This window comes from Duganella sp. Leaf61 (assembly GCF_001421905.1).
Lineage (GTDB): Bacteria > Pseudomonadota > Gammaproteobacteria > Burkholderiales > Burkholderiaceae_D > Rugamonas > Rugamonas zoogloeoides.
The window spans coordinates 1-20609 of record NZ_LMLM01000013.1; the positions used below are offsets into that span (position 1 = coordinate 1).

At 64.7% G+C, this 20609-nt stretch carries 17 protein-coding genes, 1 rRNA gene and 1 riboswitch; of the genes, 4 read left to right on the forward strand and 14 right to left on the reverse strand.

What is annotated here, in order from left to right; all coding sequences use genetic code 11:
- Positions 1–185 precede the first annotated feature (185 nt).
- Together ASF04_RS12710 and ASF04_RS12715 are read left to right on the forward strand one after the other, a co-directional pair.
- Positions 186–2216, forward strand: a complete 2031-nt coding sequence (locus ASF04_RS12710; RefSeq protein ID WP_056142054.1) for an esterase-like activity of phytase family protein — start codon at positions 186–188, stop codon at positions 2214–2216.
- Positions 2217–2340: 124 nt separating this feature from the next.
- Positions 2341–3252: a phytanoyl-CoA dioxygenase family protein gene (locus ASF04_RS12715; RefSeq protein WP_056142057.1), complete on the forward strand. Its 912-nt coding sequence runs from the start codon at positions 2341–2343 to the stop codon at positions 3250–3252.
- A 145-nt stretch (positions 3253–3397) separates the two neighbouring features.
- Here ASF04_RS12715 and ASF04_RS12720 read toward each other — a convergent pair whose 3' ends face one another.
- Positions 3398–4843, reverse strand: coding sequence for a DHA2 family efflux MFS transporter permease subunit (locus tag ASF04_RS12720; protein ID WP_056142060.1), 1446 nt, complete (start codon positions 4841–4843; stop codon positions 3398–3400).
- A gap of 154 nt (positions 4844–4997) precedes the next feature.
- Here ASF04_RS12720 and ASF04_RS12725 point away from each other — a divergent pair, with 154 nt between their 5' ends.
- Positions 4998–6686 carry an alkaline phosphatase gene (locus ASF04_RS12725; protein ID WP_082488735.1) on the forward strand — a complete coding sequence of 563 codons (1689 nt, stop codon included), beginning with the start codon at positions 4998–5000 and terminating at the stop codon, positions 6684–6686.
- 1 nt (position 6687) lies between these two features.
- Here the strand turns inward: ASF04_RS12725 and ASF04_RS12730 are convergent, their stop codons facing one another.
- The 13 genes from ASF04_RS12730 to cobT form a co-directional block, all read right to left on the reverse strand.
- Complete coding sequence (locus tag ASF04_RS12730) at positions 6688–8154, reverse strand: cobyric acid synthase (protein WP_056142066.1); 1467 nt, start codon at positions 8152–8154, stop codon at positions 6688–6690.
- On the reverse strand, positions 8154–9035 hold the full coding sequence (locus tag ASF04_RS12735; protein WP_056142069.1) for a cobalamin-binding protein: 882 nt from the start codon (positions 9033–9035) through the stop codon (positions 8154–8156). The genes ASF04_RS12730 and ASF04_RS12735 overlap by 1 nt, the downstream gene beginning before the upstream one ends.
- Positions 9032–10012 carry a threonine-phosphate decarboxylase CobD gene (cobD, locus tag ASF04_RS12740; protein ID WP_056142072.1) on the reverse strand — a complete coding sequence of 327 codons (981 nt, stop codon included), beginning with the start codon at positions 10010–10012 and terminating at the stop codon, positions 9032–9034. The genes ASF04_RS12735 and cobD overlap by 4 nt, the downstream gene beginning before the upstream one ends.
- Entirely contained in the window at positions 10005–10985 is a 981-nt protein-coding gene (cbiB, locus tag ASF04_RS12745) for an adenosylcobinamide-phosphate synthase CbiB (RefSeq protein ID WP_056142074.1), read from the reverse strand. The genes cobD and cbiB overlap by 8 nt, the downstream gene beginning before the upstream one ends.
- On the reverse strand, positions 10982–11530 hold the full coding sequence (gene cobU / locus ASF04_RS12750) for a bifunctional adenosylcobinamide kinase/adenosylcobinamide-phosphate guanylyltransferase (RefSeq protein ID WP_019924913.1): 549 nt from the start codon (positions 11528–11530) through the stop codon (positions 10982–10984). Before cobU ends, cbiB begins: the two co-directional genes overlap by 4 nt.
- A complete protein-coding gene (locus ASF04_RS12755) occupies positions 11527–12807 on the reverse strand; it encodes a cobyrinate a,c-diamide synthase (protein ID WP_056142095.1) in 1281 nt (426 codons plus the stop codon). The genes cobU and ASF04_RS12755 overlap by 4 nt, the downstream gene beginning before the upstream one ends.
- A gap of 23 nt (positions 12808–12830) precedes the next feature.
- Positions 12831–13466 carry a cob(I)yrinic acid a,c-diamide adenosyltransferase gene (gene cobO / locus ASF04_RS12760; RefSeq protein WP_056142077.1) on the reverse strand — a complete coding sequence of 212 codons (636 nt, stop codon included), beginning with the start codon at positions 13464–13466 and terminating at the stop codon, positions 12831–12833.
- Positions 13463–14236: an ABC transporter ATP-binding protein gene (locus tag ASF04_RS12765; RefSeq protein ID WP_056142097.1), complete on the reverse strand. Its 774-nt coding sequence runs from the start codon at positions 14234–14236 to the stop codon at positions 13463–13465. Before ASF04_RS12765 ends, cobO begins: the two co-directional genes overlap by 4 nt.
- Positions 14237–14244: 8 nt before the next feature.
- A complete protein-coding gene (locus tag ASF04_RS12770) occupies positions 14245–15267 on the reverse strand; it encodes an iron ABC transporter permease (RefSeq protein ID WP_056142080.1) in 1023 nt (340 codons plus the stop codon).
- An 18-nt stretch (positions 15268–15285) separates the two neighbouring features.
- Positions 15286–17142 carry a TonB-dependent receptor domain-containing protein gene (locus ASF04_RS12775; protein WP_056142083.1) on the reverse strand — a complete coding sequence of 619 codons (1857 nt, stop codon included), beginning with the start codon at positions 17140–17142 and terminating at the stop codon, positions 15286–15288.
- Positions 17143–17227: 85 nt separating this feature from the next.
- A riboswitch (cobalamin riboswitch) is annotated at positions 17228–17446 on the reverse strand.
- A gap of 121 nt (positions 17447–17567) precedes the next feature.
- Positions 17568–18131 carry a histidine phosphatase family protein gene (locus tag ASF04_RS12780; RefSeq protein ID WP_056142086.1) on the reverse strand — a complete coding sequence of 188 codons (564 nt, stop codon included), beginning with the start codon at positions 18129–18131 and terminating at the stop codon, positions 17568–17570.
- A 4-nt stretch (positions 18132–18135) separates the two neighbouring features.
- Complete coding sequence (locus ASF04_RS12785; protein ID WP_056142089.1) at positions 18136–18918, reverse strand: adenosylcobinamide-GDP ribazoletransferase; 783 nt, start codon at positions 18916–18918, stop codon at positions 18136–18138.
- A 3-nt stretch (positions 18919–18921) separates the two neighbouring features.
- Positions 18922–19956 carry a nicotinate-nucleotide--dimethylbenzimidazole phosphoribosyltransferase gene (gene cobT, locus ASF04_RS12790; protein ID WP_056142092.1) on the reverse strand — a complete coding sequence of 345 codons (1035 nt, stop codon included), beginning with the start codon at positions 19954–19956 and terminating at the stop codon, positions 18922–18924.
- Between the two features lie 554 nt (positions 19957–20510).
- On the opposite strand from cobT, the gene ASF04_RS12795 reads away from it, so the two are divergent.
- Positions 20511–20609, forward strand: a 16S ribosomal RNA gene (locus tag ASF04_RS12795); the annotation flags it as partial.

The following is a 20609-nucleotide window of genomic DNA, read 5'->3' on the forward strand; positions in this document are numbered from 1 at the left end:
ACCGTGAAACGACTTTGCGCCGATGATAGTGCTGCAACCAGTGTGAAAGTAGGTTATCGTCAGGCTAGTTATATAGAAAAACCCCCTTCCGGTGATCCGGTTGGGGGTTTTTCGCATTTGTAGGTCATATTCTTGTCACTTATGACCGCTAGACTTGTCTCTTTCCCAATAAGAGGTGGTTCAGCATGATGCGTCTTTCCCTGGTGTCGCTCGCGGTAATCTCGGTTCTGGCAGGCTGTGGTAGCAACGACCACGATGCGGCGGCGCCCGTCAATCCGGCCATGACCGGTGTGTTCCTCGATGGCGTGGTCGAAAACCTCGATTATGTCGCTGGCGCCGCACCAAAGGCGGTCACCAACGCCAAGGGCGAGTTCACCTGCTATGCTGGCGACACCGTCACGTTCAGTATTGGCGGCATCGCCCTGGGCAGCACCTTGTGTGCGGCCACGGTCACTCCGCTGGAACTAGCCCGCGTGGTCGATATCAAGGACGCCAAAGTGATCAACCGACTGCTGACCCTGCAATTGCTCGACGATGACAACGATCCGTCGAACGGCATCAAGCTGACCGCCGAGGCCAAGACTGCACTGGCCGCCCAAACTGTTGACTTCAACGCCGCTGCCTCCGCTTTCAATACCAATCTGGGCGCCACCCTGGCCAAGGCCGGCGCCAAATATGCCGCGCGCAGCGTGGATGACAGCCGCCGCGCGCTGGTGCGCGAACATTTCGAAGACACGCTCGCATCCAAGCGCGGTACGCCGGTGAACGAAACCTTCACCCAGAAAAATACCCTGGGCGACGTGGCCGTCACTGTCATCCGCTACCAGGTCCAGGCCGACAGCAAGTTCTACATTCCCTACGAAGGTAGCAACGCCAGGGTCAAGGAAGAATTCCCGCTCGGCTTCCTGCCATCGTACGGCTCGGCCCTGGCCTTCAAGGGTACCAACGCCAATGGCGACCTCGAGTTCTATGGCCTGACCGATCGCGGCCCCAACGGCGACGGCCCCAATCTGCCTGCATTGAGCGGCACCGGCGTGACTGGCAGCAAAATTTTTCCGTCGCCGAGTTTTGCGCCTTCGTTTGGGGTGATCACGGTGGGCAAGTCGGGCGCGGTGCTGACATCGTCCACGCCGATCAAGGTCTCGGCAACGGTTGCCACGTCTGGCTTGCCGGTAGCGCCGGGCACCGTGGGCTACACGTCCGAGCTGCCGGTGATGGATGCGATGAAATATGACGCCGCCAGCAAGGCCACCTTCAACGCGGGCGGGCTCGACTCCGAAGCGATCGTGTTCGACAAGAAGCGCAACGTGCTGTGGGTATCCGATGAATATGGTCCGTTCATCGAGAAGATCGATCCGGCCACCGGCATCATCCTCAACAAGTATGCGCCGGGCACCGGCTTGCCGACGATTTTCGCCAAGCGCCGCGCCAATCGCGGCATGGAAGGCATGGCGCTCGATACCAGCACCGACAAACTGCACGGTTTCCTGCAAAGCCCGCTTACTGACGGCAATACTCTCTACACGGTGACCGGCAAAAGCGAAGCGATCGAACGTTTTGCGCGCTTCACGCGCTGGACCGAATTCGATCCGACGACGGGCACCTCGGGCACGATGTACGCGTATCCGTTGGACGCCGCCGACTACCAGGATGGTCGCACCGGCAATGCCAAGCTCGGAGACGTGGTCGCGCTGGGTAACGGCAAATTCATCGTGATCGAGCAGGGCGCCGCGCCTGGCGGCAACGTATTCAACAAGCTGATGCTGGTGGAAATCGGTGCTGCCACCGATATTTCGGCGACGGCTTACAACGCCGCCACGTCCGACCTGGAAAAAAGCAGCATGGGCGGCGCGGCCGTCAACGGCGCCGACTGGAAATCGGTGGTCGCCATGAAAAAAACCGTGTTGCTGGACTTGAATGCAATTGGCTGGCTGGCCGAAAAGGCCGAAGGTTTGACGATTGTTGACGGCAACACCCTGGCTCTGGTCAACGACAACGACTTCGGCATGAAAACCAAGGTGTTCAATGCCGCTGGCGTAGTGATCGAAGATGCCGACGTTACCAAGTGCAATGTCGATGCCAACGGCGCCATCATCGCCAGCAGCGCTGCCGGTTGTGCGCCCGGCAACACCATCCGCGTTGCGCGCGGTACCGACCTCGAGCGCCCAAGCCGCCTGTGGCTGATCAAGTTCACCAAGGCGCTGACGTCGTTCTAGGCGACCGGACCGGCAAGAGATAAGGGACGCCTTATCTCATTGTGGGCCTGATTCTTAGCCCACATCAAGGCAGCGGCACAGCTGATTGCTACCTTCTCAGGGATAACCCTGGAAGGATTTCTTCATGGAATATGCGCAGCTGACACCCGGTCGCCGCTTTGCTCCGTTACACAGCCTGCTGTATTACAGCCAGCGACTCGTTACGCGACCGGCGTTGCGCCGGTTGGTGGTGCGCACCCTGACCGGCGCGCTGCGCCTGCGTCATGGCAGCGGGCGCGAGCTGCACGCCGCCAGCGCCGTGGAAGCGAAGGCTCTGTCCGATCTTAGTCAGGGCGGCTACGCGCCGCTTGGCAACCTGCTCAGCAGCGCGCAATGCGATGCCATCCGCACCTACCTGCAAGACAAAATGCTGACCGATCGCGACCGTGAACGCGCGCTGTTCGCGCTGGCGCAGGCGCCGCAAGGCGTGCGCGTGGCCGATTACAATCTGCGCGACGTGATCGCCTGCCCGCATATCCTGGCGCTGGCCAACAGCGCGCCGCTGCTGGGCCTGGCCGCGCGCTATATACGCTGCAAACCCACCATCTCGGCGCTGGGTTTGCGCTGGTCGTTTCCGGTGTCAGGGGACGCCAGCGATTTGCAGGCGTTTCATCGCGACTCGGAGGATTGGCGCTATGTGAAGGTGCTGGTGTACCTGACCGATGTCGATCACGACGCCGGACCGCACGTGTATTTGCACGGCAGCCACCTGACGCAGGCGCCGGTGCGGCTGCGCTTTTACAGCGATGACGAGATCTCCGCCAATTACGGCGCCGAACAGCTGCTCACGGCCACCGGCACGCGCGGCTTTTGCTTCGCAGTCGATACGGCCGGCATCCACAAGGGCACGGCGCCGCACCGGTTGCCACGGCTGATGCTGCAGATCCAATATTCGCTGTTGCCCAGCTATGCCTACCAGTATGCGCCGGAACCGTACGATGGCCCGCTGCTGCTGGACCCCTACGTGAACCGCCTGATCGTGCGGCCCCTGCGCTGATGTCGGCGGCGCCGCAGTATACGTGCACGCGGTGCGGGTCGGACTGGACCCGGCGCATTCCGCGCGCCTGGTGGATGCGGCTGCTGGCGGGCAGCGTGCGCATACGCTGCCTGGCCTGTCACCATGAGTTCCTGCTCAGAAAACGTTAAGCGCTGCCCTTGCTGATACTCTCGCCGTCGCTCTTGCGCAGCGACCAGAACGTGATCGACGACAGGATGGTCATGACGGCCAGCGTGAGGAAGGCGTAATGCAGCGCCGAGGTGAGCGCGATGCGGTTCGATTGCGGCACGTCGCCGAGATACCAGCCCGTGATCAGCGAACCGGCCGCCAGGCCGAAACTCACCGACAACTGCTGCATCGAGCTGGCGATGGTGCTGGCCATGCTGCTGTCGTTACCTTCCACGTCGGCGTAGGCGATGGTGTTCATGCTCGAGAACTGCAGCGAATTGAAAAAGCCCAGGCACAGGCTGATCATCACGATCACGTAAATCGGCGTGCCTTGCTGGACGAACGAGAACAGGCTGATGGTAATCCCGATCAGCACCGTGTTCACGGTGAGCACCTGGCGGTAGCCGAAGCGCGCCAGCACCCGCGCCGAGATGAACTTCATGAACATGGCCGCCGCCGCCGACGGCATCATCAACAGGCCCGATTGCCAGGCCGGCAGGCCCAGTCCCAACTGGTACAGCAACGGCAGCAGGAACGGCAGCCCGCCGACACCGATGCGGGTGATAAAACCACCCATGACCGAGACGCGGAAGGTGCGCACCTTGAACAGGGCGATGCGCAGCAGCGGGTACGCCGCTTCGCGCGCGTGCCACACATAGGCGGCCAGCAGCGAGCAGGCGATAAACAGCAGCACCGACATCGACGTCACATCGAGCCGGTGTTCGCCGAACACCTCGAGCAGCCATGACAACAGCGCTACACCGGTACCGAACAACACCAGGCCAATGAAGTCGAGCGGCCGCGCATCCTCGCTGCGGTAGTCGGGCATGTGCTTGTTGGCCAGGTACAGCGCGGCGATACCCACCGGGACGTTGACGAAGAAAATCTCGCGCCACGTCATCCAGTGCACGATCAAGCCGCCCACTGTGGGACCAAGCAGGGGCCCGATCAGCGCCGGGATGATCACGAAGTTCATCGCCGCCAGCAGTTCGGACTTGGGGAAGGTGCGCACGATGGCCAGGCGCCCGACCGGCATCATCATCGCCGCGCCAAAACCTTGCAGCAGCCGTGACGCCACCAGCATCGGCGAATTGACCGACAGGCCGCACAGGATCGAGGCAATCGTAAAAATGGTGATGGCGCTCATGAACACGCGCCGGGTGCCGAAGCGGTCGGCCATCCAGCCGCTGACGGGAATCGCCACCGCGAGGCTGAGCACATAGCTGGTGACTACCGCCTTGAGGCTGAGCGGCGTCACTTGCAGGCTTGCCGCCATGCTGGGGATCGCAGTGTTAACGATGGTGGAGTCCAGCTGCTCCATGAACAGGGCGGTGGCTACCACCCAGGGCAGGTAGCGCTTGGCCGCCACTTCGGCGGGGGATGGTTCGGGCGCAGGCGCGGAATTTTGAGCGGTAGTATCCATCTGCCGATTTTCCCATAAATGCGCAAAGCAGGTCACCGGGCATGCGGGAGAGGTGCCGTCATGATGCGGTCACGCGCAAGCGCTATGGTGCGTGCAACCATATCGAGGAGGCCAGATGCACGATCAACCGCCAATTCCTGGACGGCGCGGCTTTATGCGCCAAGTGGCAGGCACCGCGCTGCTGGGCACTGCGCTTGGTGCCTGCACCAGTACCGCCAGCCATGGTGACAACGCCGACAACGTCGGCCCGCTGCGCTTTGCCCATGGCGTGGCCAGCGGCGACCCCCTGAACGACCGCGTGATCCTGTGGACGCGCGTAACGCCGGGCCAGGACAATGGCGGCGGCGACATCGCCGTGCGCTGGCAACTGGCCACCGACGCCGCCATGCGCTCGGTGGTCGCCTCTGGCAGTGTGACCACGTCCGCGCACCAGGACTACACCGTCAAGGTGGACGCTGCCGGCCTGTTGCCGGGCCATGTGTACCATTACCAGTTCGAGTCCGGCGCCGCGAAATCCACGGTGGGCCGCACCAGGACGCTGCCGCGCGCCGATGTACGGCAAGTAAAGCTGGCGGTGTTCTCGTGCTCGAACTACCCGTTCGGCTTTTTCAACGTGTATGCCGATGCCGCGCTGCAGGGCGATATCGACGCCGCGCTGCACCTGGGCGACTACATCTACGAGTACGAAAGCAGCGGTTACGGCGCCGAGCAGGGCAAACAGCTTGACCGCGTGTCCGAGCCGCGCGACGTGCTGCTGCGCCTCGAAGACTACCGTCGCCGCTATGCCCAGTACCGCAGCGATGCCGATCTGCAGGCGGTGCATGCGGCCATGCCGTTCATCGCCGTGTGGGACGACCACGAAATCGCCGACGACACCTGGCGCGACGGCTCGCTCGACCACAAGACCAGCGCCTACGGTCCGTTCAAGCTGCGCAAGCTGGCGGCGGCCACCGCCTACCACGAGTGGATGCCGATCCGCACCCCCGACCCCTCGGCGCTTGACAAGATATACCGCTCGTTCGACTTCGGCGGCATCGTCTCGTTGCACATGCTCGATACCCGCGTGATCGGCCGCGACCAGCAACTGATGATGTCCTCGTACTTCGATGCCAACAAGCAGTTCGACGAGGCCAGGTATCGCAGCGACCTGTATTCGCCGCGCCGGCAGATGATGGGCGCCGAGCAGATGGCATGGCTCGACCGGCAAGTGGAACAATCGACCGCACGCTGGCAGATGCTGGGGCAGCAGGTGCTAATGGCGCGCATGGAGTATCCGCAGGCGGTGGTGCTGGGTGAATGTTCGAGCACCGATTACGTGGCGGCCAAGCGCCGCGCGACGCTCGACCCCGCGAGCGTGACCGACCGCGAACGGCACTGGCTCGCATCGCCATCGCTGCCGTGCTACCTCGATTCGTGGGACGGCTACCAGAGCGAGCGCGAACGGCTGTTCGCCATCATGGCGCGGCACCGCAAGAACATGGTGGTGCTGGCCGGCGACACCCATAACGCTTGGGCCAGCAACCTGTTGGACGCCAGCGGCCGCCAGGTGGGCGTGGAATTTGCCACTCCGGGCGTAACGTCACCCGGTATGGAAGGCGGCCACCGGGGTCGCAGCCCGGACGACGTGGCGGCCATGATGACCGACATGATCGCGCCGCTGTACTACGCCGAGACCAGCAAGCGCGGTTACTTGGTAATCACCGCCAGCCACGAGCAGGTACGCTGCGACTTCCGCTTCGTCGATACCGTGCAAAAGCACGAGTACACGGCAGCGGTGGAGCGCAGCCTGCGCACCCTGGCCGGTCCGGGCAACCGCAAGCTCGAGGAATACCCGGCGGTGTGATTCAGTGCGCCGCCTTGAGCGTGGTGAGTGCCTTCAGCGCATCGTACAGCGGCTGGGTGGCGTCGGCGATGCGTTCCAGGCTGGCCTCGCGCAGGGCAGACGTATCGACCGTGTTCTGTGTATCGAGCCCGGCCCAGCGCAGCAGCGCGCTGCATGCCTGTGGCGTGTCGAACAGGCCGTGCAAATAGGTGCCGAGAATCTGGCCATCGGCGGACACCGCGCCCTCGGGCCGGCCGTCGATGCTGAACGCCGGCCGGGTTAGCGCGGCGCCGGTCGAGGTGCCCATGTGGATTTCGTAGCCCGTCACTGGCGCGCCGTCGTCGTTGAAAGCGCAACGGCCATGCACTTGCACCAGCCGCTTGTGCGGCGTCATTTCGGTGGCCATGTCGAGCAGGCCCAGGGCCGGTGAAGCGCCGGCATGGCCCTCCATGCCGAGGGGATCAAGCACGCTGGTACCCAGCATCTGGAAGCCGCCGCACACGCCGATCACCTTGCCGGCGTAGCGCAGGTGGCGCGCGATGGCGGCGGGCCAGCCTTGCGTGTGCAGCCACGCCAGGTCGCCGCGCGTGTTCTTGCTGCCCGGGAGGATGATCAAATCCGCTGGCGGAATCGGCTCGCCCTGGCACACGAAGCGCAAGTCCACGTCCGGGTGCGCGCGCAGTGCGTCGAAGTCGGTGTGGTTGCTCATGCGCGGCAGGCTCGGGACCACCACGCGAAACGCGCCGGTCGAGGCCTGCACCGCCTGCACCGCATCCTCCGCATCAAGGAACAGGCCATGCAAATACGGCAGCACGGCCAGCACCGGCTTGCCGGTTTGCTGTTCCAGCCATTCCAGGCCCGGTTCGAGCAGCTTGATGTCGCCCCTGAAACGGTTGATCACGAAACCGATGGTGCGCGCCCGCTCGCTCTCCGACAGGCACGACAAAGTGCCCACCAGGTGGGCGAACACGCCACCGCGGTCGATATCGGCCACCAGGATGACCGGGCAATCGACCTTCTCGGCAAAACCCATGTTGGCGATGTCGCGCGAGCGCAGGTTGATTTCGGCCGGGCTGCCGGCGCCTTCGACCATCACGCAATCGTATTGCGCCAGCAGGCGCTGGTGCGACTCCAGTACAGCTTCCATCGCCACCGTTTTGTAGCGGTGGTAGTCGCGCGCATTCATCTCGGCGCGTACCTGGCCGTGGATGATCACTTGCGCGCCGATATCGCTCGAAGGTTTTAATAGTACCGGGTTCATGTCGGTGTGCGGCGCCACGCCGGCGGCAATCGCCTGCAGCGCCTGGGCGCGGCCGATTTCGCCGCCGTCGGCTGTCACCGCGCTGTTGAGCGCCATGTTTTGCGGCTTGAACGGCGCCACGCGCACGCCGTCGCGCTTGAGCAGCCGGCACAGCGCCGCCACCACGGTGCTTTTGCCGGCGTCGGACGTGGTGCCTTGCACCATCAGGGTCGTGTAGGGAAACGCCATCAGTTCTTCCGCCGCTGGCGCGCCTGCTCCAGCATCTCGCACATGGCGCGGGTGCCGTCCACCATGCGCGGGCCGGCGCGGTTGAGCAGTTCGCCGTCGAGCGTAAACAGGTTGCCGTTGCGGACCGCCTTCATGGTGGTGTACTGCTTCCACAGCGTGACGCCGCCGTAGTCCTTTTCGGCGGTGCCGAAGATCGCTTCGGGATCGGCTTGCAGCACGCCTTCGATGCTGACCACCGGTGCCGTCACCTTCAGGTCGGCAAAGATATTGACGCCGCCGCACACGCGCATGGCGTCGGTGACGATCGAGCCGCCACTCAGGGTATACAGCGGCTTGTCCCATACCTGGTAGAACATGCGGACCGGCGGCCGGCTGGCATACTGTTTCGTCAGCGCGGCGAATTGCGCGCGGATTTGCGCGGCGGCCGGTTGCGCCACGTTTTCCGTGCCGAGCAACTGGCCCAGGCGCTGGACGTTGTCGGCGATGCCGTCGAGTTTCAACGGTTCGCTGTGGAAGATCGGGATGCCCAGCTGGCGCAGGGTGTCGATCTGGCGCTCGGAGCTGCCATGCATCCAGGCCACGATCAGGTCCGGCTTCATGGCGATCACGCGCTCCATGTCGATTTGCCGGTTGGTGCCAATGCGCGGAATCTTCTTGGCCGCTTCCGGGTAGTCACTATAGGTGACGGCGCCGACGATGCGCTCGCCGCCGCCGGCCGCGAACAGCAACTCGGTCACGTGCGGCGACATGGCGACGATGCGCTGGGCCGGCTTGGCCAGGGTGATGACGTTGCCGTCGTCGTCGCGCACGGTGATGGCAGCGTTGGCGGTCATCGAGATGGCTGTCAGCGACAGCAGCGCCAGGGATGTGATGCGTTTCATTTGTCGGTCCATTCTTTCAATGCGGATTCCAGGCGCTGCCAGCCTGCTTCGTCGGGAGGGAGGCCCAGGCGGATGCCGCGCGCGGCCTCGCGGAACAGCCGCACCCACACGCCACGTTCGGCCATGTGCTGCCAGAACGCTTCCGGTTGCGGTTCGGCCCACCACTGGAACAGTGGCGTGCCGGTTGAGGCGATGCCGTGGCTGGCGAGCAGCGCGGCCAGGCGTGCGCCCCCCGCGTGCAGGTAGGCGTGGGTGTCTGCTTGCCAGGCGCGGTCTTGCAGCGCGGCGAGCGCGATGTGCTGGGCGGGACCGCTGATGGTCCAGGGTCCGAGCAGGTCGGCCAGGTCGCGCAGCAGGTCGGCGTGGGCAGCGACAAAGCCGAGGCGGATGCCGGCCAGGCCGAAGAATTTTCCAACAGAGCGCAGCACGATCAATCCCGGCTGGCTGCTTTGCGATGCCACGCTGTTGTGCTGCGCGGTGTCGCCAAATGCTTCATCGACCACCAGCCAGCCGCCGCGTGACGCCAACTGCTGCGCCCACGCCAGCAACTGCGCAGCAGGCACGGTGGCGCCGGTGGGATTGTTCGGATTGCAGACCACCACCACGTCGCTGCGCGCGATGGCCGCATCGAGTTCCGCATACGGCGTTTGCATGAGCGTGTGGCCGTGGCCCTTCCAGTGGTGTGCATGTTCGGCATACGAGGGCGCCGCCACCGTCACGCGCGAAGGGCTGCGCAGCCGGGGCAGGGCCTGGATCGCGGCTTGCGTGCCGGCCACCGGCAGCATCAGCGGCGCGCCGTAGCATGCTTGCGCTGCTGCGGCCAGTTCCGGCGATGCTTCGGGCAGGCGGTGCCACGCGTTGCCGGGCAGCGCGGGCGCCGGATACCAGCGCGGATTGAGGCCGGTGGACAGGTCGAGCCAGTCGGAGCGGCCGAAGCGCAGCGTGGCGTCGCGCAGGTTGCCGCCGTGTTCAAGCATGGAGCACCTCCAGCAGTTCCAGCAAAAGCGCCAGCGCCAGGCCGGCAATCAGCCACAGCGCGGTGGCGTGCGTAACCAGCTTCCACGCGCGGCGGATATCGACCCCGGTGGCGGGCACGCCGGCGCCGAGCACCGGGCGTTCTTCAAGCTGGCCGTGGTAGATGGCCGCGCCGCCCAGTTGCACGCCGAGTGAGCCGGCACCACTGGCCATGACCGGGCCGGCATTGGGGCTGTCCCACAGCGGCGCCTGCGCGCGCCAGCATTGCCAGGCGCGCCGCTTGGCGGCCAGGCCGGGCGCCAGCAGCACGTACGACAGGGCGGTCAGCCGCGCGGGCAGGTAATTGAAGGCGTCGTCAATACGCGCGGCGGCACAGCCGAAGCGCAGCAGGCGCTCGGTGCGGTAGCCCCACATGGCGTCGAGCGTGTTCGCCATGCGGAACATGACCGCACCCGGGCCGCCGCCAACGATGAACCAGAACAGGGTGGCGAATACCGCGTCGTTGCCGTTTTCCAGCAGCGATTCGGCGCTGGCGCGCGTGAGTTCCACTTCGCTGGCGCTGCTGGTATCGCGGCTGACGATGCGCGAGGTGAGATAGCGCGCCTGCGGCAGATCGTTTTGCGCCAGTGCGTGGGCGATGGGGAGGTTGTGTTCGCGCAGGCTGCGCAAGCCGAGGCACACATACAGCATGGCCGCGTGTACGGCGGCCGCCAGCCAGAAACTCACCGTGGCAGCTGCCCACGCCAGCAGCGCGGCCAGCGCGGTGGCTGGCAGCACCGCCAGCATCCAGGCCAGCACGCCGCGCCGGAAGCGCGCCTTGCCGGTGCCGCGATTGAGCCGGCGTTCCAGCCCGATCGCCAGGTTGCCAAAGCCGACCAGCGGATGCCAGCGGCGTGCTTCGCCCAGCAGCAGGTCCAGCAGCACACCGGCAACCATCAGCACCGCGATGGCGGCAAAGGTCAACCCAGCGATCATCCCTTCAGGACCAGCGGCAGGCCGGCGGCGACGAACACTGCGCGGTCGCAAATGGCCGCCACCGATTGATTGAGGCGGCCCTGTTCGTCGAGGAAGCAGCGCGAGATGGCGCCGAACGGCATGATGCCCAGGCCTACCTCGTTCGATACCAGCACGATGTCGCTGCTGCATTTGGTCAGCGCGCTGGCCAGCATGTCGTGCTGTTCGTGGAACAAGGCGGGCAGCGTGATTTCGCCCACGTCCGGGTATTCCTGGCCGCTGGAGAACAGCAGGTTGCTCAGCCAGAGCGTGAGGCAATCGACCAGGATCAGGCGTTCGGGCGACGACCAGCGCAGCAGTTGGTTGCCCAGTGCCAGCGGTTCTTCCACCGTGGTCCACTCGCCGGGGCGGCTGCCCTTGTGATGGGCGATGCGCGCTGCCATTTCGGCGTCGCCGGCCGTGGCGGTGGCGATATAAACGACTTCCTTGCCGGACTCGATGGCCAGGCGTTCGGCGTAAGCGCTCTTGCCCGAGCGCGCGCCTCCCAGAACCAGTGTACGTGTCATCCGTGTCTCCTCATGAACAAGGCGGCTGCCGCCGCCGGGTTGGATGGGTAATATGCGTGAAAATACGAAGCGGTCAATGAGCCAACGCGATACCAGGCTTCACCCTGGATTGCGGAGGGGTGCTTGATTGTATGCGCGGCTGGCGCCACTGTGGTTGTCAGTTTTGAATAATGGAAGGTGTGCCCGCGCAGAATGCCGTCGTCGGTGGGCAGTCCCTGCGGTCCCAGGCCGGCCAGGCGTGGCTGCATCGCCACAGCACCCGGCAGCAGGCCGGCCATCGGCCATGCTTGCCCCTGCTGGTCGGCGAGGGTATCGGCCAGCGCCATCATGCCGCCGCATTCAGCCACGATGGGCATGCCGGCGGCGTGCGCCGCGCGGATCGAGGCGCGCCAGGTGGCTGCTGCGCTCAACGCAGGCGCGTGGAGTTCGGGATAGCCGCCGGGCAGGTACACCGCGTGCGCCTCGGTTGGCACCGGTTCGTCGGCCAGCGGCGAGAAGAAGGTCAGCTCGGCGCCCAGCGCGCGCAACAGGTCCAGGTTGGCGGGATACAAAAACATGAAGGCGGCGTCGCGGGCAATCGCAATTGTCGTGCCTTGCAGCGGCGTCGATTCCAGTGCCGCTGCTGGCGCTGGTGGAATTTCGATGCGTACCGGCGCCAGGGCTTCCCACGCCGCTTCGTCGAACATCAGCTGGTCGGCCAGTTGGTCGAGCAGGGCGTCGAGATTGTGGATTTCGCCGGGGACCACCAGTCCCAGGTGGCGTTCCGGCAGTGACACCTGCTGGCGCGGCATGGTGGCAAACAGCGGAATGTCGCGCAGCGACGCGGCCACCATCTTGCCGTGGTTTTCGCTGGCGATGCGGTTGGCGATCACGCCTGCCATCTGCACCGGGCCGTAGTCGCGCAGGCCCATCACGATGGCGCCGGCGGTTTGCGCCATGGCGGAAGCATCGATCACGGCCAGTACCGGCACGCCGAAGGTGCGCGCGACATCGGCCGACGATGGCGTGCCGTCATATAAGCCCATCACGCCTTCGATCAGGATCACGTCCGCCTCTTGCGCGGCCTGCGCCAGCTGGCTGCGGCATAGCTCAGGGCCGACCATCCACAGGTCGAGCGTATTCACCGGCGCACCGGTGGCGCGTTCGAGCAGCATCGGGTCGATGAAATCGGGGCCGCACTTGAACACGCGCACGCGGCGGCCCAGCTTGACCAGCTTGCGCGCCAGCGCGGCGGTGCAGGTGGTCTTGCCCTGGCCGGACGACACCGCCGCCACCATCACCACTTTCACGTCGAGGTAATTCACCACTCGGTACCCAGCTGCGCGGCGATGCCGGCCTTGAACGCGTGCTTTACGACCGTCATGTCGGTGACCGTGTCGGCAATCGCGATCAGCTCCGGTGGCGCGCCGCGGCCAGTGATCACCACGTGCTGCATTTGCGGGCGCGCCAGCAGGTCGTTGATGACCATTTCCACGTCGAGGTAGCGGTACTTGAGGGCGATATTGAGTTCGTCGAGCACCACCAGGCCATACGCGGGGTCGTCGAGGAAGCGCTTGGCCTGTTCCCATGCCAGCGTGGCTTTTTCGATGTCGCGTTCGCGGTTCTGGGTCTCCCAGGTGTAGCCTTCACCCATGGTGTGGAAGCTTACTTCGTCGGGGAAGCGGCGCAGGAACTGCTCCTCGCCGGTAGCCATCGCGCCCTTGATGAACTGCACCACGCCGACCTTCATGTTGTGGCCCAGCGCGCGCGCCACCATGCCGAACGCGCTCGAGCTCTTGCCCTTGCCGTTGCCGGTGTTGACGATGATGATGCCGATCTGCTTGTTGGCGGACGCGATCTGGGCATCGATGATGGCTTTCTTGCGCTCCATGCGCACGCGATGGCGCTCGTTCAGGGCGGCGTCGCCGGTATCAAGGGTGTTGGTCTGTTCGGTCATGGTGTCTCCTCGGAAGGGATGAAGATGCTGCGGTGGCCGTGGCGGATGATTTCTATCGGGTGGCCCAGGTAGTCGCCCAGGATATCGGCGCGCATCACGTCCTCCCTGGCGCCGGCCAGCCAGCGGCCGTCGCCACGCAGCAGCAGCGCGTGGGTGGAGACGCTGTGCGCCAGGGTCAGGTCGTGGCCGATCATGACGACGGTCTTGCCCTGCTCGCGGCACAGGCGCGCCAGCTGCGTCATCACGCTCACCTGGTGCGCCAGGTCGAGCGCATTGGCCGGTTCGTCGAGCAGCAGCAGCGGCGTGTCCTGCGCCAGCATGGCGGCAATCGCCACCCGCTGGCGCTCACCACCCGATAGGGTACGCACATCGCGGCGGGCCAGGTCGGCCACTTCCATCGACGCCAGGGCGGCCAGTGCGATGGCGTGATCGTCGCTGCCTTCCCAGTAGCGGTGGTCGTGGTACGGGTGGCGCGCCGAGAGCACGGTTTCGATCACGGTGTAGGCGAAAGCGTCGCTGCGGCTTTGCGCCAGGAAGGCGCGCTGGCGCGCCAGTTCGGCCAGCGGCCAGTCTTTCAGCGCGCGCGCGCGGATCGATACGGTGCCGGCGTCGGGCGGGCGCAAGCCGGCCAGGGTGCGCAGCAGGGTGCTTTTGCCGGCGCCGTTGCGACCGATCACGCTCCAGCATTCGCCAGCGCGCACCTGCCAGTCGAGGTTGGCGATCAGCTGGCGCTGGCCGATGTTCAGGGATAGTTGATGGGTGGTGATCATCATGGGAATCACTTGCGCAGCCGGTGTAGCTGATACAGGAACACCGGCGCGCCCACCAGCGCGGTGATCACGCCAACGGGCAGCTGTTCCGGCGCGATGATGGTGCGCGCCAGCGTATCGGCCAGCATCAGGTAGGTGCCGCCGGCCAGCGTGGCTGCAGGAATCAGCAGGCGGTGGTCGGGACCGACCGCGAAGCGGCAAGCGTGCGGCACGATCAGCCCCACGAAGCCGATGCTGCCGGCGGTGGTGACCGCGCTGGCAGTGAGCAGGCCCGAGACAAAAAACAGTCCCTTGCGCAGCGCGCCCACGCGGATGCCCAGCGTGGCGGCGGCTTCCGCGTGCAGCGCCATCACGTTCATGGCGCGTGCATTTTTGACTGCGAACAGCAGCGCGGCCACCAGCACCACGCACGGCATCCACCGCAGCGGCGCGCCGGCCATATCGCCGATCATCCAGAACACCATGCTGCGCAGGCGGCTGTCGGGCGCGATCGACAGCATCAGCGTCACCAGCGCCATGCAGGCCGAGGACAGGATTACGCCGGTGAGCAGCAGCAGGGCGGTGCCGCCATCGGCAGCGGACCCGCCGCGCAAATCGCGCCGCGCCAGCAGGTACAGCATCATGGAGACGGCCACCGCGCCGCCGAAGGCTGCCGCATCGACCATCCACGCCGCGCACATGAACATCAATGCCGCCAGCGCGCCGACCGAAGCGCCGGCAGAGATGCCCAGTACATAAGGATCGGCCAGCGGGTTGCGCAGCAAGGCCTGCATCATCACGCCCGCCAGCGACAGCGCCGCACCGGTAATAAAGGCGGTGAGCGCACGATGCACGCGCAGGTCGAGCAGGGTGGCGGCCAAGGTCGACTTCTCGCCATGCAGCAGATCGGCTATGGCGGCCGGCATATCGGCAAGCGCCACAGCGACCGACCCGGTCATCCCCGAAAACACCAGTCCCGCCAGCCCGAACAGCGCCAGGCCACCCAACACCATGGCGGCGCGCTGCTGCAGATTGCGGGAAAAATCAGCCATACCAGCTTTCGTTAAGGTTTACTTGTAGCCGTAGCGGATGCCGGCAAAGACCTTGGCGCCCGGGGTATTGTAGTAGCGGGCCAGATCGTACTGTTTATCGGCCACGTTGTTCCAGCGCAACAGAGCGGACCAGTCGCGGGTGAAGGCGTACGTGGCGTACAGGTTTACCAGGCCGTAGCCGCCCAGGCGGACGGTGTTGGCGGCGTTTTCGAAGCGGGCGCTCGACAGCTCCACTTCCACGCCCGCTTTCAGGGCGCCGGTGCCGTAATCGGCGGTAACGTTGGCGTGGCGCTTGGCGCGGCGGATCAGGCGTTTGCCGGTGGTGTCGTCCTGCGGGTCTTGCAGGTCGGCGTTGGCGCCCAGGTTGACGCCCATCACGCGCGTTGCGGCCGACAGCGTGATGCCTTCCAGCGTGGCGCGGTTGACGTTGTAGGCGCAGCCACTGGTGTAGCCGCCACCGAACGGGCACGGATTGGTGTTGACCAGCATGTCGGTCAGGCGGTTGCGGTAGTAGCCGGCGCTCATCGCGTTGACACCGTCGTCGTAGCGCAGGCCCACTTCGGCGTTGCGGCCTTTTTCCGGCCGGTTGGCGGCGTTGCCATAGTTCGGGAAGTACAACTCGTTATACGTCGGCGCGCGGAAGCTGGTGCCATAGCTGGCGGTGGCGCGCAGCGCCAGGGTGAACTGGTAGCCATAGCCGATGGCGCCGGTGTTCTTGTTACCGTAAACCGAATTGTCGCGCCGTGCGCTGGCGCTGAGCAGGTGCGCGCCATGGCGGGCGTTGTACGACGCCGCGAACGAATTGGTGTTGCGGTCGCGGTTCATGGCGGCCGCGCCGTTGGTGTCCACTTCTTCCTTGCGGTGCTCGTACAGCAGTTGCAACGTGTCGGCGCCGATCGTCACGTCGTTTTGCCAGGTGATGAAGCTTTGTCTGGTGTCGATGCGGGTGTAGCCGGCAGCGGTGGCGCTGGTGTAGTTGGCGCCCTTGTCGCGGGTTTCGGAATACTGCAGCAGGCTGCGCCACGATGGCAGCAGCTGCGCCCTGGCGAACACGCTGGCGGTGTCGATGGTGTTTTCGCTGCGCGTGTCATAAGCTGAAAGACCCGAATCGTATTGCGCATCGAGGCGGCTATGCAGGAACAGCGCGCCTGCTTCCACGCCCTTGGCCAGTTGCAGGCCGAATTGGCCGGAGACGTTTTCCTTGTCGTAGCCGTCGTCGTCCGGGTTGTAGGAGGACAGGCCGGGACGGGTGGTGGAGAAGCCATCCGACTTTTCCTTGCCGGCGCTGATGGCGTAGCTGAAGCTGTGCTCACCGCCGGTGCTGCCGGACACCGTGGCGTCGGCTTCGCGCGTGTTATCGCTGCCGTAGCCGGCGAAACCGGTGACGGCCGGGGCGCCCTGGCCCTTTTTGGTAAAGATCTGGATCACGCCGCCGATGGCGTCGGCGCCATACAGGGAGCTCAATGGGCCATAGACGATTTCGATGCGGTCGATGGCGGTGAGCGGAATCGCGCTCCAGTTGGCGGCGCCCGTGGTCGATGAGCCGATGCGCACGCCATCGACCAGCACGATGCTCTGGTTACTGTTGGCGCCGCGTATATAGACGTTCGACGAGCTGCCTGCGCCGCCGTTGCGCGTGACCTCGATGCCGCGCTGGCGCTTGAGCAGGTCGACGATGGAGCCGGCGCCCGCCTGGGCGATCTGTTCGGCGTCGATGGTGGTGCTGTCGCTGATGACGTCGGCCAGCGCTTGCGGCGTGCGCGTGGCCGTGACCAGTACCGTGGATGCAGGTTCTGCGTGGGCGTGGCAGGTCGCCAGGACAAAAGCGAAGGCGGAGGTGTGCAGTGGCAGCGCCGGGGTGAAGCGAAGGATCATGATTGCTATTTCTGTAAAGGGCAACCGGCCAGCATCCCGCAGGCCAGATTGAACAGAAGCGTGCGGCGGCGCGCGCGCCGGCTCGTGTGCTTCCACCAGGATTGGCCGGTATCCGGGCTGACAAGCGGCCAGTCCACCTTCCCATGCAGCGCACAGTGGTTGTCAGGACTGGGGTGTCGCCAGCGGCGACGCTTGTTGACCGTTGCGGGGGCAGCACACGCTGGCCCGGTCGAGGGGGCTTCGTGTTTCCCGTTTAACTGCGCATCCGGACGGACGCGCGGGCACCAAAACCCGGGCATTATACGGCTTTGTGCCGCGTAGTTCCGCGCGCGCCCGATAAAGCCGTTGGCGCAAGGCGTGGCGACCAGGACAGGACGGATGGTCGGCAGGAGCGGCTCGGCAGCCATCGAGCCATGACCGCGCGCTTACCTGGCGGCGCGGTGCGGCAGGATCAGCGCTTCGCCATATGGCAGACGGTGCGGCGCGCCGGCCGCTTGCAGCGCCATTGCCAGCGGCGCCAGGCCGGCGTGACAGGCGGCCAGCAACCGCATGGTGCCGGCGTGGCAGACCACGATCGCTGCGCCGCCTGTGCTGTCATCGAGCTGGCGCTGCAAGTCGGCATAGAAGGCGGCAACGCGTTCGGCCATCTGCAGTACGCTCTCGCCATTGCCGGGGCGGTAGTTGGCCAGGTCGGCGGTCCATGCATCGACGCCTGCACGGGGAATGCTGTCCCACGGCTGCATCTCCCAGTCGCCAAAATCCATTTCCACCAGACGCGCATCGAACACGGGGGCGGGCGCCAGGCGCATCGCCAGCGCCGCGCAGCGTTGCAAAGGGCTGGAAAACAGCGGCAGCCCGGCCGGCACCTGAGGCAGCAATGCGGCGACGGCCTGCTCCAGGTGTCCGGGCGCCACTGCCAGGTCGGTCTGGCCGTAGCACACGCCCGGCGCGACGTCGGGCTGCGGGTGGCGGATCAGGACCAGCCGCATGGTGCTAGAAGAACTGGCCGCTGGTGTGCAGACCAGCCAGCACGCACAGGTAGAACACCACTTCCGTCACCTGCTGTACGGCGCCCAGGCAGTCGCCCGTGTAGCCGCCGATGCGGCCCATGAATTTGCGGGCCAGCCAGATGGCAGCCACCAGCGCGCACGTCACGCCGGACAGCAGCATGGTCCACGACAGCCAGTTCAGCCAGATCAGCAGCAGTGCCGGCGCCAGCGCGGTGATGGCGGCAATGGCAAGTTCCGGTGTCGCCATTTTCTGCGCCAGCGGCTTGGCCTTGCCCTCGGCACGCGCGTAGTCGAGGCGCCAGATCAGCCCAGTGGCCATCAGGCGCGACATCGGGTGCGCGAACAGCAAGGCGGCAATTGCGCCGTACGGCGGCAGCATGGTCAGGGTCGCACACTTGAGCAGCAGCAGGCAGAAGATACCGATCGCGCCATAGGCGCCGATGCGCGAATCCTTCATGATCTCGAGCACCCGTTCTCCGGTCATGCCGCCACCGAAACCATCGCAGGTATCGGCAAAGCCGTCCTCATGAAACGCGCCGGTGACATAGATGCCGGCCGCCGTGGACAGTATGGCGGCAATCGCCGGCGGGAACAGCTTGAACGCTACCGCGTACACGGCGCCCGTGATCAGCGCCACCACCACGCCGACCAGCGGAAAGTAGCGCGACGCCTGGTTTAGCCACGCCGGATCGAATCCTACCCAGCGCGGGATCGGCAGCCGGGTAAAAAACTGCAGGGCGGTGAAGAACAGGCGGAGCTGGTGCATGGGTTAATCCGCTTTGGCGCTGACTTGCGCCGATTCGAACGTGGCCATGCGGCTGAGGAAATTGACGGCCGCGTGCAGCAGCGGCAGCGCCAGTGCGCAGCCGGTGCCTTCGCCCAGCCGCAGGCCCAGCGACAACAGCGGCTTGGCATCGAGTGCCGCCAGCATTTGACGGTGGCCTTGTTCGTCGGAGCAGTGGGCAAACACGCAGTAGTCGAGGATGGCCGGTTGCAGCCGTGCGGCCACCAGCAGCGCACTGGTGACGATAAAGCCGTCGATCAGCAGCACCTTGCGCAGTGCTGCCGCCTTGAGCATGGCGCCAGCGATCATGGTGATTTCCAGTCCGCCGAACGTGGTCAGGACGTCGAGCGGCTCATTGACCGAGGCATGGCAGGCCACTGCCGCTTCGATCACGCGCTGCTTGTGCAACACGCCTTCGGGCGACAGACCGGTGCCGGCGCCCACGCATTGAGCAACCGGGATGCCAGTGAGCTTGTGCATCAGGGCCGCCGCTGCGGTGGTATTACCGATACCCATTTCACCGAAGCCGACCACATTGCCTTCCAGCTCAGCGGCCAGTGCCATGCCGGCAGCCAGCGCTGCGTGGCAGGTGGCGCGGCTCATGGCCGGCTCCTGGGCAAAATTGTGGGTGCCATTGGCCAGCTTGCGGTCGACCAGGCCGTCACGCGGACCGAAGGCGTGGTTGACGCCGGCGTCGATCACTTGCAAGGCGCAGTTGTTTTGTTCAGCAAAGATATTGATGGCCGCGCCGCCGGCCAGGAAGTTTTCCACCATTTGCCACGTCACGTCCTGCGGATAGGCGGAAATGCCCTCCGCCACTACGCCATGGTCGGCCGCGAACACCAGGATGGCGGGTGAGCGCACGGCAATGTCGCGCGTGTTCTGGATCAGGCCCAGCTGTTTCGCCAGCGATTCCAGCACGCCCAGGCTGCCCAGCGGCTTGGTCTTGTTATTAATGGCCTGATCGAGCAGGTCCGACAGGGCTTCATCGGCAGTGGGAGAAATAGCAGGAATGAACATATTCTTGTTTATATAAGGAAGAGAGAACCGTTGCTACGATATCACAGAGAATAACGGCTACCCCCTTGCCAGTCCGGATACTCTGCGATATAGTTCTGTCCCTCGCAGAACACTGTGTCAAACACAGAGTAAAACGAGAAAAAAGAAAGTTGACGAGACAAAAGAAACACTTCATAATCTCGCTTCTTCGCTGACAGACAAAACGCTTTGTTAGCAACGCAGTACCGAATAAGTTCTTTAAAAATTAACAGTCGATAAGTGTGGACGTTTGATGACAGTGCACACGCTGCTTGCAGCGTGATACTTAAAATATCAAATGTGCCGAATAAGTTCTTTAAAAATTAACAGTCGATAAGTGTGGACGTTTGATGACAGTGCACACGCTGCTTGCAGCGTGATACTTAAAATATCAAATGTTCACAARAAGTAATGAAATAGGCGCTATGAAAATAGTGGCCTGTCAGTATTTTGAGTGAGCAAACACCTCGCAATGCGAGGGGTTTGAACCGATTAAAAGGTTCGGCCAAAGACACGAAAGTGTTTAAACAGAGATTRAACTGAAGAGTTTGATCCTGGCTCAGATTGAACGCTGGCGGCATGCCTTACACATGCAAGTCGAACGGCAGCGCGGGGCAACCTGGCGGCGAGTGGCG